This is a genomic window from Mesorhizobium sp. M1338 (assembly GCF_040318045.1).
Lineage (GTDB): Bacteria > Pseudomonadota > Alphaproteobacteria > Rhizobiales > Rhizobiaceae > Mesorhizobium.
Genome location: NZ_JAMYLL010000008.1, coordinates 34888 through 51012 on the forward strand (window position 1 = coordinate 34888; position 16125 = coordinate 51012).

The following is a 16125-nucleotide window of genomic DNA, read 5'->3' on the forward strand; positions in this document are numbered from 1 at the left end:
CTCGGATGGATCCCTATGCCTTAAGAACTTTGAACGCCGAACGCCGTGCACGCCGCGCGGCGATCCTTGTCACCGACCTTGGTGATGGCCGCGACCGCATCGTGCGCGAGGGCGATCAGCTCGCCGGCGATCTCGGCGCCGCGATCGCCAGGACGTTCCGCACTGGCAATTCCGGTTCGGTCGAAGCCGAGGGGCGAACCTTCTTTCTCAATGCGCACCTGCCACAGCCGCGTCTGGTCGTCATTGGCGCTGTCCATATCAGCCAGGCGCTGGCGCCGATGGCGAAAATCGCCGGCTACCCCGTGGAGATCATCGATCCCCGCACCGCTTTCGCCACCCCGGACCGCTTTCCCGACGTGGCGCTCCATGCCGAATGGCCGGAGGATGTGCTGAAGCGCCAGCCGCTCGACAGCTACACCGCAGTTGCCGCCGTCACCCATGATCCGAAGATCGATGATTTCGCCCTGAAGGCCGCACTCGACGCCAACTGCTTCTATGTCGGAGCGCTCGGCAGCAGGAAGACGCATGCCAAGCGTGTCGAGCGCCTGCTGGCGCTGGGCGCAACCGCCGACCAGATCGGCCGCATCCACGCTCCGATCGGACTCGACATAGGTGCTGCCAGCCCGGCCGAGATCGCGGTTGCGGTGCTGGCGCAAGCGATCCGCGCCTTCCGCTCGCGCGGTGTGGAAGCCAAAGGCGCGGCGGCGTGAAGTTCGGATCGATCCCGATCGAGGCGGCTGAAGGCGCGGTGCTCGCGCATGCCACCACCGCTGGCGAGCGGCGCTTCCGCAAGGCGCACAGACTAAGCGCCGAAGACGTGGCGCTGCTGCGGGTCGCCGGTATTTCCGAGGTCGTTGCGGCCGTGCTGGCTGCCGACGACCTCGGCGAGGATGCCGCCGCGCTGGCGATCGCTGACAGCATGACCTTTCGCGGCATCGGGGCCAGGTCGGCCGCGACCGGGCGGGTCAATCTCCATGCCAACGCATCGGGCATTTTCACGGTCGATGCTGCTGTCATCGACGCTATCAATGCCATCGATCCGGCCATCACCATCGCCACGCTGGCGCAGCATGCGCCGGTCGAGAAAGGCCAGATGGTCGCGACCGTGAAGATTATTCCGTTCGCGGTCAGTTCGGCGCTGGTCGAAGCCGCGACAAAAATCTGTGCCGGCGGCGAGATCTTTGCCGTCAATGCCTACCAGGCGATGCGTGTCGGCGTCATCCAGACGGTTCTGCCGGGCATCAAGCCTGGAGTGCTGGACAAGACGCTGCGCGTCACCGAAGCCCGGCTGGCGCGCACCGGCGGCAGGCTGACGGCGGAGCGCCGCACGCCGCATGAAATCGCACCGGTGGCGGAAGCCGCGGCGTCGCTGGCGCGCGACAACGACATGGTGGTGATCTTCGGCGCCTCGGCAATGAGCGATTTCGCCGATGTCGTTCCAGCCGCCATCGAGAGGGCGGGCGGTACTGTCATCCGCGCGGGCATGCCGGTCGATCCCGGCAATCTGCTGGTGCTCGGCACACTCGATGGCAAGCGCGTCATCGGCGCGCCCGGCTGCGCCCGCAGCCCCAAGGAGAACGGCTTCGACTGGGTGCTGGATCGGTTGATCGCTGGCCTTGATGTGACCGCCAAGGATATCGCCGGCATGGGGGTCGGCGGGCTGCTGATGGAAATCCCGACGCGGCCGCAGCCGCGCGAACCGCTGCCGGCCAAAAGCCAGCTTAAGGTCGGCATCGTGCTGCTGGCGGCTGGCCGGTCGAGCCGCATGGGTGGACCGAACAAGCTGCTGGCGCTGTTCGATGGCAAGCCGCTGGTGCGCCGCACCGCCGAGCGGGCGTTCGGCTCGAAGGCGTCTAGCACGATTGTCGTCACCGGCCACCAGCGCGAGCGGGTGCGCGCGGCGCTGGCGGGCCTCGACGTGACCTTCGCCGACAATCCCGATTTTAGCGAAGGCCTGTCCACCTCGCTGAAAACCGGCATTGCCTATCTGCCGGAAGACTCCGCCGGTGTAATGATCGTTCTCGGCGACATGCCGGGTATCGCGTCCGATGACCTCGACAGGTTGATCGATGCCTTCCGCAAGGCCGGCGGCAATTCGGTGGTCCGCGCCTCACATAATGGCAAACGCGGCAACCCGGTGCTTTTGCCGCGTTCGCTGTTCCCGGCGATCGCCCATCTCGAAGGCGATACCGGCGCACGCCATCTGGTCGAGACCGAAGGGCTCGATGTCATCGATGTCGAGATCGGTGCGGCGGCGTCTGTCGATGTCGACACACGCGAGGCGCTGGAAGGCGCCGGCGGCGTGCTGCAGGATTGACAAACCCAAGCCGAATTACGCATGCCTTGGGCATGGCTACTCGCTTCCTTCCCTCTGCGTTTGCGCTTTTACCCCCCTCTGGCCTGCCGGCCATCTCCCCCTCAAGGGGGGAGATCGGCAGCTTCGATGGCGGCGTCCATCTTGCAACTTTGGAGATTGGCGAAAGCCGAAGGCGCATCCAATCTCCCCCCTTGAGGGGGAGATGGCCGGCAGGTCAGAGGGGGGCGGTCACGCTCCATGCCTTTCTGATTTCGATATTTTTCTTGTTTTCTGCCGGTTACGCCACCGCTCTCGAACTAAAGCCCTTCAAGGACGATCTCTTCGCCTATCCGGCCACGCTGTCGTCCGACACCGATGGCGCCTACACCGTCATCGACTATCGCGAGATGCGCGACATCAACCAGCGTGACCAGGTCCCGGAGCGCCGGGTGCACGCCCAATACACCGACACCGGCGTTCGCAAGGTGCAGCAGGATCTGCTCTTGAAGACCGATGCCGGCGATGTCAGGCATATTGCCGTCGGCAAGACCGAGGGCGCCGGCATCATCGTGCTTTACCTGCACGGGCAGGGCGGCAGCCGCAAGCAGGGCGTCGACGACTTCACTTTCGGCGGTAATTTCAACCGGCTCAAGAACCTGATGGCCGGCAATGGTGGCCTCTATCTCAGCCCGGACTTTTCCGATTTCGGCGACACCGGCGCGGCGCAGGTCGCGGCCCTGATCAATCACTATGCCGAGCAATCGCCGGGCGCGAAGATCTTCGTCGCCTGTGGCTCGATGGGCGGCGCCCTGTGCTGGAAGCTTGCCGCCCGCAACGATACCGGCCGGCGCATCAACGGGCTGCTGCTGCTCGGCTCGCTATGGGACGAGAGTTTCCTGGCAAGCCCCGCCTTCCGGCGCCATGTCCCGATCTTCTTCGGGCAAGGCAGCCATGACGTGGTTTTCCCCGTGGGAAAGCAGGAAGCGTTCTTCCGCTCGATCATCGCCAAATCGAAAGCCTATCCCTATCCGACGCGTTTCGTCCGTTTCGAGACCGGCACCCATGGCACCCCGATCCGCATGATCGATTGGCGCGGCACGCTCAACTGGATGCTGTCCAAGGCGCCCTGATGCATATCGGCCAAAGTGCAGTGGGTTTGGCGATCATGGCCCGGCCGATATCCTCTTGCTGGTGTAGGCTGATGATCCAACAGCTCGGAAGCACGACGATGGACGCTCGCCCCTTCAATATCCAGATTCCGAACGAACGACTTGAGGATCTCCAAGACCGTCTTCACGCAACGCGATGGCCAGTTCCGCTAATCGAAACAGGCTGGAACGATGGGGCCGACCTGCCGCTCATGGAGCGCCTTGCGGACTACTGGCGAGATCGCTTCGACTGGAGAGCGCAAGAGGCGCGGCTGAACCGGCTGCCGCAATATCTGGCTAGGGTGAACAACCTGGATGTCCATTTTGTCCACCAGCCAGGCACCGGACCGGCGCCGCTGCCGCTGATCATCACGCATGGCTGGCCCGGTTCCTTCATCGAAATGGGAACACATCATTCCATTGCTGACGGACCCATCTGCCCATGGTGGTGACCCAGCCGACGCTTTCCACGTCGTGGTTCCCTCCTTGCCCGGATACGGCTTCTCGCAGGCGCCGACGGAACCAGGCTTCCACTCCGGCCGCATCGCGGAGCTATGGGTGCAGTTGATGTGCGGGCTCGGCTATGACCGCTTCGCTTGCCAGGGCGGCGACATCGGCGCGGGCGTCTCCGCCTGGATGGCACGGCTCCGTCCTGAAAACGTGCTTGGCGTCCACGTCAATTACATTCCCGGGAGCTATCGGCCGCCCTTGGGTGCAGCTCAGCCACCTGTCACCGTTGAGGAACAGGCCTTTCTGGACAAGGCTGCGGCCTGGACGGCAACGGAGGGTGCCTATGCCCATCTGCAGGGCACGAAGCCTCAGACGCTCGCTTATGCGCTGACTGACTCGCCGGTCGGTCTCGCGGCCTGGATGATCGAGAAGTTCCGTTCCTGGAGCGATTGCGACGGTGACGTGGAACGCGCCTTTGGCATGGACGCGCTCCTTACGGACGTTTCTCTCTACTGGTTCACCAATGCGCTCACCTCGTCCTTGCGGCTCTACAAGGAGAATCGGCTCTCCCCTCTTGCGTTCAAGGCTCCGGAACGCGTTTCGCCGCCGCTTGGGGTAGCGCTTTTCCCCCGCGAGTTGCCAATGCCGCCGCGCTCCTGGGTGGCGAGGGGTCTTCGACGTGCAGCGATGGACGCCGATGCCGCGAGGCGGCCATTTCGCTGCACTGGAGGAGCCGAATCTTCTGGTCCAGGACATTCGCGCCTTCTTTCGGCCGATGCGTTCGCGGCCTGAATCGAGAAGGTGAAAGCGAAGGACGGGTCGAACGCGGCGTTCTTGATTTGAGTCTTCCCTACGGCGCGGTGTTGTAGTCGACAACCGTCTGCGGATTTTCCTCGCCGTCATAGGACGCATCGACGTCGTACTGGACCAGCGAAAAATCACCGTTGCGGAACAGATATGTGCCGGAGTCGGAGGCATCGCCGATGCCGCGCCATTTGTTGAACGTGGTGATCGTATGGGCGTCCGGGTCATAGTCGGAATTGGTGGCCCATCCCGTGGTGTGGAAGCCGATCACCGTCACGCTCAACAGCTTGCCGTCACTGTCGTTGTTCTCGTAGCGGATATCGGTCTCCGGTTCGGCGAACTGCAATTGCCGCACGCCGTCCACCTCATCCGTCATGTAGTAGACCGAGCTTTCATTGTAGGCGGCGGCCGAACACGAAAAATGAAACAGCCGCGTTTCCTTGTCAGGATCGCCGGGCTGCGCATTCTTGTCCTTGTATTTGATCGAAAAGCCCTCCGGCTCATTGGCCAGGAACTGCTTGTCGCACTGGTCGCCATAGGTCGCCAGAAAGGCTCTCTTGGCCTGCTCCAGTGCCGTGTCCTTCTTCGGCGGTGGCGGCCCGTCGCCGCAGCTTGGCGGCAGCGCCTCCTCGAAATCAGCGGTGGAGGGTTTCAGCGCGCCTTTTTCGATGTGGATCGGATCGAAGGGTGGCGCCGCCTGGATCTGCGCATTCACCTGGCGCAGCGTATAGCAGCCGGCAAAGACCTTCTCGCCGCCGGTCTTGTCGGTGGCGCGGATGGCGACGGGGACGTTGTAGAAAATGCTGCCCGCTGCACCTTCGTCCGAAACGGCCCCGGTCTCCACCTCGACCTTGTCGGTGCCGTCATAACCCTTGACGAAACTGTCGAAATCCTTTGCCGGCTTCGTATCACCGAAATACCCCCAGGCGCGGGCGAATTCATGCCGGTTGATGGCGCTGTAGAGCGAGCGGACGACCGCCTCGGCGCTCGACCTGTCGTCGATATAGGGCGCTTCGGGCGCATCTTCGGCGGCCAATGCCGTCTGGCCGATCGGGGCAAGGGAGAGAAAGGCAGTCGCTGCGAAAAGGGCGCGTCTCATCTGAATCTCCGCTCGATAGGAGAGTCTACAATGGCGATTGCGGCAACGTGGTGGCGCTGGTTCGGCGGTCTTGAAGAATCGTGCGCGAAGGCGCTACGTCGCATCCGCCGGCGTTCGGCCGGACAGGAGATTTGACGTGACCATATCGATGTATGAGGCATCCGTGCCCGTGTTCTCAGTCAGGCTGAAAGCACTTTCCAATGTGCTTGCGACCGCCGAACAGAATGCGATTGACCGCAAGATCGACCCGCAGGTGTTTTTGACGTCGCGGCTGGCGCCCGACATGTATGCTCTGACCCGGCAGGTGCAGATCGCCACCGACCATGCCAAGGGTGCGCCGTCACGGCTCGCCGGCCGCGAGGTGCCCAGATACGAGGACAACGAGGCGAGTTTCGCCGATGTCCAGGCGCGCATCACGAAGACCCTGGACCTACTGGCGACATTTTCGGCGGCCGAATTCGACGGTTCGGATGACAAGATCATCGAACTGAAGCTTGGCGGACGCGAAAGCTCGATGCCCGGCATGCAGTATCTGCTGCATGTGGCCATGCCCAACTTCTATTTTCACCTCACCACCGCTTACGACATCCTTCGCCACAACGGCGTGCCGCTGGGCAAGGCGACGTTCCTGGGAGCGCGTTGAGGATTGAGTTTCGAGATGTCCCGTGGAGGCCGGGACATCTCGCGACGGTATACGCCTAACGAATGGACATTTCGCGGGCAATGCGTGGAAAGTCGGCCGGCTTGATACCGATGTCGGCACGGTCGGCATTGCTCATCGCATGGAGCAGTGCGAGCGCGGAACGGTATCTCAGATGCTCCTGCGGCCGCGGCCGGGCGAACATTTCAGTGAAGAAACCCATGATTCAAGCCCCTGATTGCTCCTCCACGGCCGCCAATATAGGTGAATCGTGACAATTGTGCAGTGCAGCATTTGCATGCCAGCCATGTGCTGATGATTTCTTCGGCCATATTTTGCAACGGACTGAAACTTTTGCACGGCGAGCCCCGTAGGCTCGAATGCCGGCTACATGGCCGGTTTTTCCTCGCCCTCCTGGCGAATTCCGGACTGCATGAAAGTGCGTTCCGGCTTTTTGTCCGGGATTGCGGTGCCCGAGCAACGATCCAGGCAATGCTAAATTCGTTAAGATCGATGGCATGCATTTTTAACGAGCCGATTCTATGCTTCGACACCCGGATAGTCTGGCAAGGAGGAGGCTGACATCGCGACTGGCACCAAGCGGGATTTCGCTTCGTTGCTCGACGACCTCTTCGTCGCTTCCGACAAGGGCGATGGAATTGGGGGCGACGGAATTGGGGGCGACGGGATCGAGGGCGAGGAGGCCGGCGCTCGTCCATCCATCCCGTTCGACTATCTCTCGGTGGCGGATGAACTCCATTCCGGCCGCATCAAGGTTTCCGCCAGCGGCTTTGCCACTGAATATCGCGAGGCGGGTGCTGATCTGGCGACCGAATTCGCCGCCTTGCTCGATCATGCCAAACTGGCTCTCGCCGGCGAAGAGCCAAAGCCCGAGGAGAAGCTGCCGCCGATCGATCCGGAATCCATCGCCGTCGAACTTGGCCTCAATCAGCCCAAGCAGGTCGCCGATTTCAGCCGCATGCGCCGCAGCTTTGCCTTCGCCAATCATCCGGACCGTGTCGCACCGCATCTGCGCCAGCGCGCCATGATCCGCATGCAGGTGGCCAACATGCTGATCGACGAGGCCAAGCGCCGCGCGCTGGCCGGTGCTCGCCGCTAACGTAGCTTGTTCACGCAAAAGTCGGTCTGGCGAGGCTTGGAGAGCGCCTCTGCTTTCCGTAGGATGGGACTTCCTCCCCGCGCTGCCGCGCACGCCTTTCCTCCGGAGCAGAATCCCATGCACAAACGCCGTCTCGGTCGGACCGATCTTCTTGTTAGCCAAATCTGCCTGGGCTCCATGACCTGGGGCCAGCAGAACACAGAGGCCGAAGGCCACGCCCAGATGGACCTGGCTTTCTCGCGCGGCGTCAATTTCATCGACACCGCCGAACTCTACCCGATCCCGCCCAAGGCGGAGACGCAAGGGTGGACCGAAAAGATCATCGGCAGCTGGATGAAAGCCAACCGCAACCGCGACAAGGTGATCCTTGCCTCCAAGGTCGTCGGCCGCACGGCCAACCGGTGGTTTCGCGGCGACAGGCCATCGCAATTGGTGCGCGCCGATATTTTTGACGCCATCGAGAAATCGCTGGCCAAGCTCGGCACCGACTACATCGACCTCTACCAGATCCATTGGCCGGAACGGGACATTCCCTGGGGCGCCAATCCGACGCGCGTCGGCGCCGTATCGCCGCGCGCCGATTCTGTGGGCGCGCCGGCCGACGAAACACCGATCGCCGAGACGCTCGCCGTGTTCGACGAACTGGTGAAGGTGGGAAAGATCCGCCATTTCGGCCTGTCGAACGAGAGTTCCTGGGGCGTGATGCGGTTCCTTGCCGAGGCTGACAAGGGTATCGGCCCGCGCGTCGCGTCGATCCAGAACGCCTACAATCTCGTCAACCGCACCTTCGAGGTGAACCTCGCCGAGGTCTGCGAGCGCGAGCAGGTGTCGCTGCTCCCCTATTCGCCGCTGGCGCAGGGCTACCTCACCGGCAAATACGACCATGGCGCGCGTCCGCAGGGGTCGCGTTCGCAACTGTTCAACCGCGGCCAGCGCTACGAGACGCCAGGTGCCGCCGAAGCCCAGCTCGAATACAATGAGTTGGCGCGCTCCTTTGGCCTGGAGCCGGCATTGTTTGCCAATGCCTATGTCTCAAGTCGGCCCTTCGTCACCTCCAACATCGTCGGCGCGACGACCATTTCGCAGCTCGACATGGCGCTGTCTTCCGTCGATGTCGTCTGGACCGAGGAGATGCAGAAGGCGGTGGATGCGATCCACCAGCGGGTCGGCAATCCCTGTCCCTGAACGGGATCGGATGTGGCCGAATACTCGATAATTCCAAGGGAGCGGGCGACAATGAATTTTCCGGTCGAGACAGTGCGTCAAAAGTTTCCGGCTCTTTCCCTGACTGATAAGGGCCGCCGCCGCATCTATCTCGACAACCCTGCCGGCACGCAGGTGCCGCAAGCCGTCGCGGACGCCGTGTCGCGCTGTCTCCTGACCACCAATGCTAATCTCGGCGGCTATTTCGAAACGACGGTTGCCGCGCAGGCCGTCGTCGACGAGGCGCACGCGGCAATGGCCGATTTCCTTGGCGCCGCAAGCACCGAGGAGATCATAATCGGCGCCAACATGACGACGCTGACCTATCACATGTCGCGCACGCTTGGCCGCACGATGCAGCCTGGCGACGAGATCATCCTCACCCGCATGGACCACGAGGGCAACGTCTCACCCTGGCTGCAACTGGCCGAGGACCTCGGCCTCGTCGTGCGCTGGCTGCCGTTCGACGAAATGAGCTGGCAGGTCGAAGAGGCGACGCTGGCCGTGCTGCTTACGGATAGGACCCGGCTGGTCGCGTTGAACTACGCCAGCAACCTGACCGGCTCGATCAACCGGGTGAAGGCGCTGACCGCCATCGGCAGGAATGCCGGCGCCCTTGTCTATGTCGACGCCGTGCAGTTCGCTCCGCATGGCCTGATCGACGTGCAGGACATCGGCTGCGATTTCCTGATCTGCTCGGCCTACAAATTCTTCGGTCCGCATATGGGCATATTGTGGGGCCGGCGCGACGTCATCGATGGTCTGAAACCTTACAAGTGCCGTTGCTCGTCCAATGGCCTGCCGGAGCGGTTTGAACTGGGCACGCCGCAGATCGAGCTGATGGCCGGCCTCACCGCCGCCGTCGATTACTTTGCCGATCTCGGCGCCGCTGCGGGCGAGGGCGGTTCAAGAAGGCGGAAGATCGCCAAGGCGTTCGACGTCTCGACCGCCTACGAGAACCCGCTGGCGCAACAACTGATCGATGGCCTGTCCGATATCGGGGGCTTGACCATCCACGGCATCACCGATCCGAAGCGGCTTGGCGATCGCGTGCCGACCGCGTCCTTCACGGTCGACGGCATCGTGCCCGAAACGATCGTGCGGCAGATGAACGCCGAAAACATCTTCCTGTGGTCCGGCCACAACTATGCCTGGGAGATCGTCCACCAGCTCGGCATTCCGGCCGAGCAAGGCGTCGTGCGCATCGGCATCGCCCACTACAACACATCTGCCGAAATCGACGAGACGCTGGAGAGCGTGCATCGGGTGATTGCGATGCTCAGACAACAGCGCTCCTGACGCACTGTCAGGGCAAAATCACCGCGCCTTGCCGCCGAAGCCGGTGAGGAAGGCGGTGAGATTGTCACCGAGCTCATCGCAGAGATAACCGCCTTCCTGGACGATGACCGTCGGCAGGCCGAGCTTGGCGATCGCCTCGCCGATGCGCGAGAAGCCCGGTGTCGTCACCGAAAGTCCACCGAACGGATCGCCCTCGAACGCGTCGAGGCCGAGCGCCACGACCAGCGCGTCGGGCGAAAAGGCACGAATGCGCTGGAATGCCACCTCGAGCGCTTCCAGAAAGGCCGCATCAGTGGATTTGCGCGGCAGCGGCAGGTTGAAGCTATAGCCGAGGCCGGGTCCTTCGCCGCGCTCGTCGGCATGGCCCCAGAAGAACGGATAGAAGCGCACCGGATCGGCATGCAGCGAGACGGTGAGAACATCAGGCCGTGAATAGAAGATGCCTTGCGTGCCATTGCCATGATGCAGGTCGACATCGAGGATCGTTACCCGCGCCGCCTGCTTGCGCAAGACCTGCGCGGCGACGGCCGAGTTGTTGATGAAACAGAAGCCGCCGGCGACATCTGCAAAGGCGTGATGGCCGGGCGGGCGGCACAGCGCGTAGGCGGCCGGTGCGCCTGATATAACCGCCTCGGCGGCTTCGACCGCGCTCCAGGCGCTCCACAGCGCGCTCTGCCATGTCTCGCCCGAGATCGGGCAAGCGGTATCGGCCATGTGGTAGCCGGCCTGACCGACCGCCGAAGCCGGATAGGAGCCGTTGCGCGCGATCGGGTGGATGTTGGGGATCACTTCGGCCGACGCGCCCTCAATGCGCTGCCAGCGAGCGTGGATATGTTCGAGGAAATGCAGATATTCCGGTGTATGCACCGCCGCGACCGGGCCGAGCCCAAGATTGCGCGGCCGCTCGATCGTGCAGCCTGCGGATTTTGCGCCGGCTAGCAATCTCTCGACGCGCTCCGGCTTTTCCGGATTGGGCTGCGCCGCACCGCTCGAAAGAAATGCCTTGGGGTCGTGGCGCTTCTGCTCCTCGGCGTAGAAGGCTTTCATTTCTGCTCCCCATTCTCGGTCGCGTCGGCGAAGGCAAAGAAGGCCTCGCCGATGATCTTCTGCGTCTGCTCATCGCTCGACCAGGCGATGCCCAGCCTTTCATAAAAGGCCTTGGCGCCCTCATTGTCGGTGTCGACGGACAGTCGGAGATAGGCGCCGCCGTCTTTCCGGCACCGCGCCGCAACGTGCCGCAGCAGCCGCTCGCCGATCTTGCGGCCGCGAAAACGGTCCTCGACATAGAGGTCCTGCACATAGACGCCAGGCCGCCCCATCCAGCTCGAAAAGATCGGGAAATACAGGCAGAGACCGGCGAACTCGCCGCCGACCTCGGCGATCAACGTCGAGAAAGCTGGCTTTTCGCCGAAGCCGTAGCGGCGGAGATCATCAGCGGTGGACGTGATCTCCTCATGCGCGCCGATATGGGTGCCGAGGCGCAAGAGCGCGGCATGGATGGTTTCGGCGTCATCAAGGGTTCCGGGGCGAAGCCGGACGTCATTGGCTGATGGATTGATCACGGTCGTCTCTCAAAACGCCACCCGGTCGCCGCCCTTGAGGGCCAGCATGTCGCGCGCTTCGGCGGGCGTGGCGACCTCCAGCGAGAGCCCGTCGAGAATGCCACGGATGCGGCGCACCTGGTCGGCATTGGATTTCGCCAGCTGGCGGCCGTCATAAAGACTGTCCTCCAGCCCGACACGGACATTACCGCCCATGGCTGCTGCGATCGAGATCAGCGGCATCTGATTGCGGCCGGCGGCCAGCACCGAGAACTGGTAGCTGTCGCCGAACAATTTGTCTGCGATGCGCTTCATGTGGACGAGATTGTCAGGGTCGGCGCCGATGCCACCCAATATGCCCAGCACGAACTGGATGAACAGCGGTCCCGACACCAGGCCCCGGTCGCGGAAATGCGCCAGCGAGTAGAGATGGCCGACATCGTAGCACTCGAATTCGAAGCGCGTGCCGCAGCCCTTGCCCAGCCTCTCCAGCACGCCTTCCATATCGGCGAAGGTGTTCTTGAAGATGGTGTCCCGCGTCGCTTCCAGCAGCTTGGGCTCCCATTCGTGCTGCCATTCCCGTGGCTTGTCGAGCATGGGAAACAGCGCGAAATTCATCGAGCCCATGTTGAGGGAGCACATCTCCGGCTCGGTCCTGAGCGGTGCAGCTAGCCGCTGATCCAGCGTCATCAGCGACGAGCCGCCCGTGGTGATGTTGATCACCGCATCCGTCGCCTGCTTGATGCGCGGCAGGAACTGCATGTAGACATCCGGATCGGCGGTTGGGCGGCCATCCCTGGGGTCGCGGGCGTGCAGATGCAGGATCGAAGCGCCGGCTTCGGCCGCGGCGATCGCGTCGGTGGCGATCTGGTCCGGCGTCACCGGCAGATAGGGCGACATAGACGGCGTGTGGACCGAGCCGGTGACGGCGCAGGTGATGATGACCTTTCTCGGCGCCATTCTTCTACCCCCGACCTTCGACCGGCAGGTCGAGCTCGGAAGCGAGAACGTCCAGCGAGTCGCCGATGATGGAGACGATCTCGCCGACCTGCTCCCTGGTGACGATCATCGGCGGCGCGACCATGAAATTGTCGCCGTCGACGCCGCCCTTGACCCTGCGGCCATAGATGATCAGCCCGCGTTCATAGGCGAGGTCGAGCAGCCGCTGCGTGGCCTTCCTGGTCTGGTCCATCGGTCGGAGCGTCTCGGGATCGGCAACCATCTGGGCGCCGGTGAGCAGGCCCTTGCCGCGCACGTCGGCGATGAATGGAAACCGTTTCGCCAGCCTCTTCAGCCCGTCCATCAGCACGTCGCCCATCGCAGCCGCGTTGGCGATCAGGTCAAGCCGGTCCATTTCACCGAGCACCGCAAGCCCTGCGGCGCACGCCAGCGGATTGCCGGCGTAGGTGTGGCCGTGCTGGAAGCCGCCCGAGGCGAGCAGCGGCTGCACCAGCCGCATCGGTGCCGCCAGCGCCCCAAGCGGCGCATAGCCCGAGCCAAGTCCCTTGGACAGCGCGACGATGTCGGGCTTGCAGTTCCAGTGATCGCCGCCGAGGAATTTTCCGGTGCGGCCGGCGCCGCTCATCACTTCGTCGTGGATGAGCAGGATGCCGTAGCGGTCGCAGATCTGGCGGATGCGCGGATAGTAGCTGTCAGGCGCGACCAGGGCCACGGTCGCCGCACCGCCGATCGGCTCCATGATGAAGGCGACCACGCTCTCCGGCCCTTCGGCCAGGATCTTCTCCTCCAGCATGTCGGCATATCGAATGCCGCGCTGTTCCATCGAAAGATTGTCGCGGTCGCGCCAGGCGTTCGGCGCCGGCACGGTCGGCATCACCCGCATCATCGGCTCGAAAGTTTCGGCAAGTGCATCGTCGCCGGTAATCGAGAGCGAACCCAGCGTGCCGCCATGATAGGAGGGGAAGCGCGTGATCACCTTCCAGCGGCTGGCCTGGCCGGTGGCGACGGCCCATTGCCGCGCAAGCTTGAGGCAGGATTCTGTCGCCTCCGAGCCGCCCGAGACGAAGAAGATGCGGTCCATGCCTTCCGGCAGCTTGCCGGCGAGTTCCCGCGCAAGCTCCTCCGCCGGCTCGTTCTCGAAATGCAGCCGATAGGCGAAGGTGGCGCGGTCCATCTGCCGCTTCATGGCATCCAGCACGTTGCGGTTGGAATGGCCGATATTGGCGACCATCGGGCCGCTCGATCCGTCGATGAAGCGGCGGCCGTCCTGCGTCCACATGTAGATGCCTTCGGCGCGGTCGATCAGCGGCCGGCGCAGGCTGGACAGATAGAACAGGTGCGATTCTCGCCGAGCTTCGGTGTCTTGAGCGGCGGTCTGGGTTTTCGACATGTCAGGACTTTCCGAGGTAACGATCGAGGACATTTTTTGTGACGCGTTCGACCATCGGGTCCTGTCTTAGCAGGCCTGCGACCCATTCGCAGCTTCCGGCGTGGAACACCTCGCCCTTGCCGCGCGGGAAGTTGACGATCATGCCATTGCCCCGTTTGACTTTTTCCAGATTGGCGTCGCTCGCCTCGCCAAACAGCGTTTCGGCGGTGAAGCGCCCATCCTCGTCGGTGAGGAACTGGTCCTCGATCGGGATATCGGCGCTTTCCTCGACCTGGCTGGCCATTCCGACGGCGAGAACCTGGAGGCCATCAGGTGCGCCGCTTTTGGCCGTGGGATAGGGCAGGCCGCCGCGTATCTCGAAGTCGAGCCCGTCGACCTCATAGCCGTAGACATGGCTGTCGGCGCCCAGCAGGTCACCGTAGTAGATGCCAGTGCCGGCGAAGGCCCAGTGCTCGGGCCGGTAGACCGGAAAGCCACGCGCGCCGCGCGGCGCGCAGCCGCCCCAGCCGGCATAGACGCCGCGCGTCGCGTTGAGCCCGAAGGTCGCCGAACCAGGCCGGGCGATTTCCGGCGCTTCCCAGGAATTGGTGGCGCGGGTGACGTCGCCGCCTGGGAGATAGGCCGGGTCTTCGGCACGCGAGCGATATTTGTAGCAGACCTGCCGGCGACCTTCGTCCTCGAGCCGCGTCTGCCACATGAAATTGCCGGCAAAGCGCGCCGCATGGCCACCGCGCCCGACATAATTGTCGACGGCATCGCGCATCTCCCAGGTCCAGTATTCGTCATGGCCGACGAAGACGGCGCAGTCGTAGCCGTCGAGAATCTCGGGCGAAAAGTGCAAATCATGCTGGCTGGCAAGATCGACCTCATAGCCGGCCCGTTCGGCGAAGCGGAAGAAGTGGCTGTCATAGCTGGCCCAGCCCGACGAAGCGTATTTCTTCGAATGGCCGGTGGCGAGCGCCCATTCCATGTGCGGATAACGCGGCACCGTCTTCGGCGGCACGGCGACTTCCAGCGGCACGCGTGGCGCGTCCTTCGGCAGCACCACGAAGCCACGGCACCATGGGCGCTGCGTCGACACGATGGGCGAATACTGGTTGCGGTCCGGCCCGGTGATGCCCTGGTAGTGGTTGGAGCCGCCCCAAGTGTTGTAGGCGAGCCAGGTGCCCGTCGCCGCCACCTGCAGCACACGGCCGGGTTTGGGGCCTGGCTGTGGGCTGACGATGAACAGATGGTGGCATTGGATCGGCTTGCCATCACGGCCATCGGCGGTCAGCGTCACCCGGTAGGCTCCGGACGGCCAGTCCGCCTCGACGCGGAATTCGAAGGACGCATCCCAGCCGCAGCCTTCGGCCGAACATTGGTCGGGCGTGTCCTGCCAGCGTGCCGCAATGCCTGCCTGCTCGAACACTTTGGTCTCCGTGCCGCCGTCGCGGACGATTGCGATATTGAACCGCGAGGCCGTCGAACTGACATGCAACGCCACCGTCTCGCCGGCGCGATAGGAAAACCGGTCGCTGTAGCACCAGATCTCGCCGCGCTCGCCATCCATGCCAGGCCACTCGTAGTAATGGCCGCGCACCGCGTGCCGGCGCTGCTCCGGCGTCAGTCCGAAATCGGGAAACTCGGTCGGCAAATGGGTCATGAACACCGGAGAAGTTCGAGGCCGCCATTTCGGCGATCTGCCGGTCCAGCGTCAAATGGAAACGATCGGGCCAGCATTCGTTAGCCGCACCCTTGGCCGCCTCCATCAAACGGACTATCTCAGGGGAGGCGGCGTTTCCGCCATGGGGGTCGGCATGCTCAGAGTGCAAAAGGTCAAGGTCGACGAGATCTACGTGCCGACGGCGCGCAAGAAGACGCTGCATCCCGAGACCGTCCGCCATCTGGCCGAGGACATCCTGGAAAACGGCATGAAGACGCCAATCCAGGTCCGCCATGACGGCAAGCGCCATATCCTCGTCGAAGGCCTGCATCGGCTGGAAGCAGCAAAATGGCTCGGCGAGACCGAGATCGAGGCCTATCTGGTGCAAGCCAAGCGCCATTGACACGCCCTTCGTTCCAACCGGACCGACGCCCGCCAGGAACGTCGTCGCAAAAATTTCGCCGGCGGTGTCGGCTTGCGGTTCATCGGCTCGTCCTTGGGACGGAAGCCAGATCAAACCGACAGCCGAG

17 protein-coding genes are annotated in these 16125 nt (G+C 63.5%); 10 read left to right on the forward strand and 7 right to left on the reverse strand.

Annotation, left to right across the window (positions count from 1 at the left end):
• The first annotated feature begins 5 nt into the window (after positions 1 to 5).
• From NKH19_RS10415 to NKH19_RS10435, 5 genes are all read left to right on the forward strand, one after another.
• The gene (locus NKH19_RS10415; RefSeq protein ID WP_352864037.1) at positions 6 to 710 is read left to right on the forward strand and encodes an XdhC family protein; all 705 of its coding nucleotides are present in this window, start codon (positions 6 to 8) and stop codon (positions 708 to 710) included.
• Positions 707 to 2317, forward strand: coding sequence for an NTP transferase domain-containing protein (locus tag NKH19_RS10420; protein WP_352864039.1), 1611 nt, complete (start codon positions 707 to 709; stop codon positions 2315 to 2317). The genes NKH19_RS10415 and NKH19_RS10420 overlap by 4 nt, the downstream gene beginning before the upstream one ends.
• Before the next feature lie 254 nt (positions 2318 to 2571).
• Positions 2572 to 3426 (forward strand): alpha/beta hydrolase, encoded by an 855-nt coding sequence (locus tag NKH19_RS10425; RefSeq protein WP_502910905.1) that lies wholly within the window; start codon positions 2572 to 2574, stop codon positions 3424 to 3426.
• A 71-nt stretch (positions 3427 to 3497) separates the two neighbouring features.
• Positions 3498 to 3896 (forward strand): epoxide hydrolase N-terminal domain-containing protein, encoded by a 399-nt coding sequence (locus NKH19_RS10430; RefSeq protein WP_352864041.1) that lies wholly within the window; start codon positions 3498 to 3500, stop codon positions 3894 to 3896.
• Positions 3820 to 4686, forward strand: coding sequence for an alpha/beta fold hydrolase (locus NKH19_RS10435; protein WP_352864043.1), 867 nt, complete (start codon positions 3820 to 3822; stop codon positions 4684 to 4686). The genes NKH19_RS10430 and NKH19_RS10435 overlap by 77 nt, the downstream gene beginning before the upstream one ends.
• A gap of 58 nt (positions 4687 to 4744) precedes the next feature.
• Here NKH19_RS10435 and NKH19_RS10440 read toward each other — a convergent pair whose 3' ends face one another.
• Entirely contained in the window at positions 4745 to 5797 is a 1053-nt protein-coding gene (locus NKH19_RS10440; protein ID WP_352982106.1) for a DUF1176 domain-containing protein, read from the reverse strand.
• A 136-nt stretch (positions 5798 to 5933) separates the two neighbouring features.
• On the opposite strand from NKH19_RS10440, the gene NKH19_RS10445 reads away from it, so the two are divergent.
• A complete protein-coding gene (locus tag NKH19_RS10445; RefSeq protein ID WP_352864046.1) occupies positions 5934 to 6440 on the forward strand; it encodes a DUF1993 domain-containing protein in 507 nt (168 codons plus the stop codon).
• 55 nt (positions 6441 to 6495) lie between these two features.
• Here the strand turns inward: NKH19_RS10445 and NKH19_RS10450 are convergent, their stop codons facing one another.
• Complete coding sequence (locus tag NKH19_RS10450; protein ID WP_109669696.1) at positions 6496 to 6660, reverse strand: hypothetical protein; 165 nt, start codon at positions 6658 to 6660, stop codon at positions 6496 to 6498.
• 393 nt (positions 6661 to 7053) lie between these two features.
• On the opposite strand from NKH19_RS10450, the gene NKH19_RS10455 reads away from it, so the two are divergent.
• The 3 genes from NKH19_RS10455 (at position 7054) to NKH19_RS10465 (ending at position 10059) form a co-directional block, all read left to right on the forward strand.
• Positions 7054 to 7557 carry a hypothetical protein gene (locus tag NKH19_RS10455; protein WP_352864050.1) on the forward strand — a complete coding sequence of 168 codons (504 nt, stop codon included), beginning with the start codon at positions 7054 to 7056 and terminating at the stop codon, positions 7555 to 7557.
• Positions 7558 to 7674: 117 nt separating this feature from the next.
• Positions 7675 to 8742 carry an aldo/keto reductase gene (locus NKH19_RS10460; protein ID WP_352864053.1) on the forward strand — a complete coding sequence of 356 codons (1068 nt, stop codon included), beginning with the start codon at positions 7675 to 7677 and terminating at the stop codon, positions 8740 to 8742.
• A 51-nt stretch (positions 8743 to 8793) separates the two neighbouring features.
• Positions 8794 to 10059: a cysteine desulfurase-like protein gene (locus tag NKH19_RS10465; RefSeq protein ID WP_352982107.1), complete on the forward strand. Its 1266-nt coding sequence runs from the start codon at positions 8794 to 8796 to the stop codon at positions 10057 to 10059.
• 18 nt (positions 10060 to 10077) lie between these two features.
• On the opposite strand, the gene NKH19_RS10470 is transcribed toward NKH19_RS10465, so the two are convergent.
• The 5 genes from NKH19_RS10470 to NKH19_RS10490 are packed head-to-tail and all read right to left on the reverse strand — an operon-like array spanning position 10078 to position 15595.
• Entirely contained in the window at positions 10078 to 11106 is a 1029-nt protein-coding gene (locus tag NKH19_RS10470; protein WP_352864058.1) for a histone deacetylase family protein, read from the reverse strand.
• Positions 11103 to 11618, reverse strand: coding sequence for a GNAT family N-acetyltransferase (locus NKH19_RS10475; RefSeq protein WP_352864643.1), 516 nt, complete (start codon positions 11616 to 11618; stop codon positions 11103 to 11105). Before NKH19_RS10475 ends, NKH19_RS10470 begins: the two co-directional genes overlap by 4 nt.
• Positions 11619 to 11630: 12 nt before the next feature.
• Positions 11631 to 12560, reverse strand: coding sequence for a 3,5-dioxohexanoate:acetyl-CoA acetone transferase (kce, locus tag NKH19_RS10480; protein ID WP_352864060.1), 930 nt, complete (start codon positions 12558 to 12560; stop codon positions 11631 to 11633).
• Between the two features lie 4 nt (positions 12561 to 12564).
• A complete protein-coding gene (locus NKH19_RS10485) occupies positions 12565 to 13950 on the reverse strand; it encodes an aminotransferase family protein (protein WP_352864062.1) in 1386 nt (461 codons plus the stop codon).
• Position 13951: 1 nt separating this feature from the next.
• Positions 13952 to 15595, reverse strand: coding sequence for a N,N-dimethylformamidase beta subunit family domain-containing protein (locus NKH19_RS10490; RefSeq protein WP_352982108.1), 1644 nt, complete (start codon positions 15593 to 15595; stop codon positions 13952 to 13954).
• A 154-nt stretch (positions 15596 to 15749) separates the two neighbouring features.
• Here NKH19_RS10490 and NKH19_RS10495 point away from each other — a divergent pair, with 154 nt between their 5' ends.
• Complete coding sequence (locus NKH19_RS10495; protein WP_013532091.1) at positions 15750 to 15998, forward strand: ParB N-terminal domain-containing protein; 249 nt, start codon at positions 15750 to 15752, stop codon at positions 15996 to 15998.
• Positions 15999 to 16125: the final 127 nt, after the last annotated feature.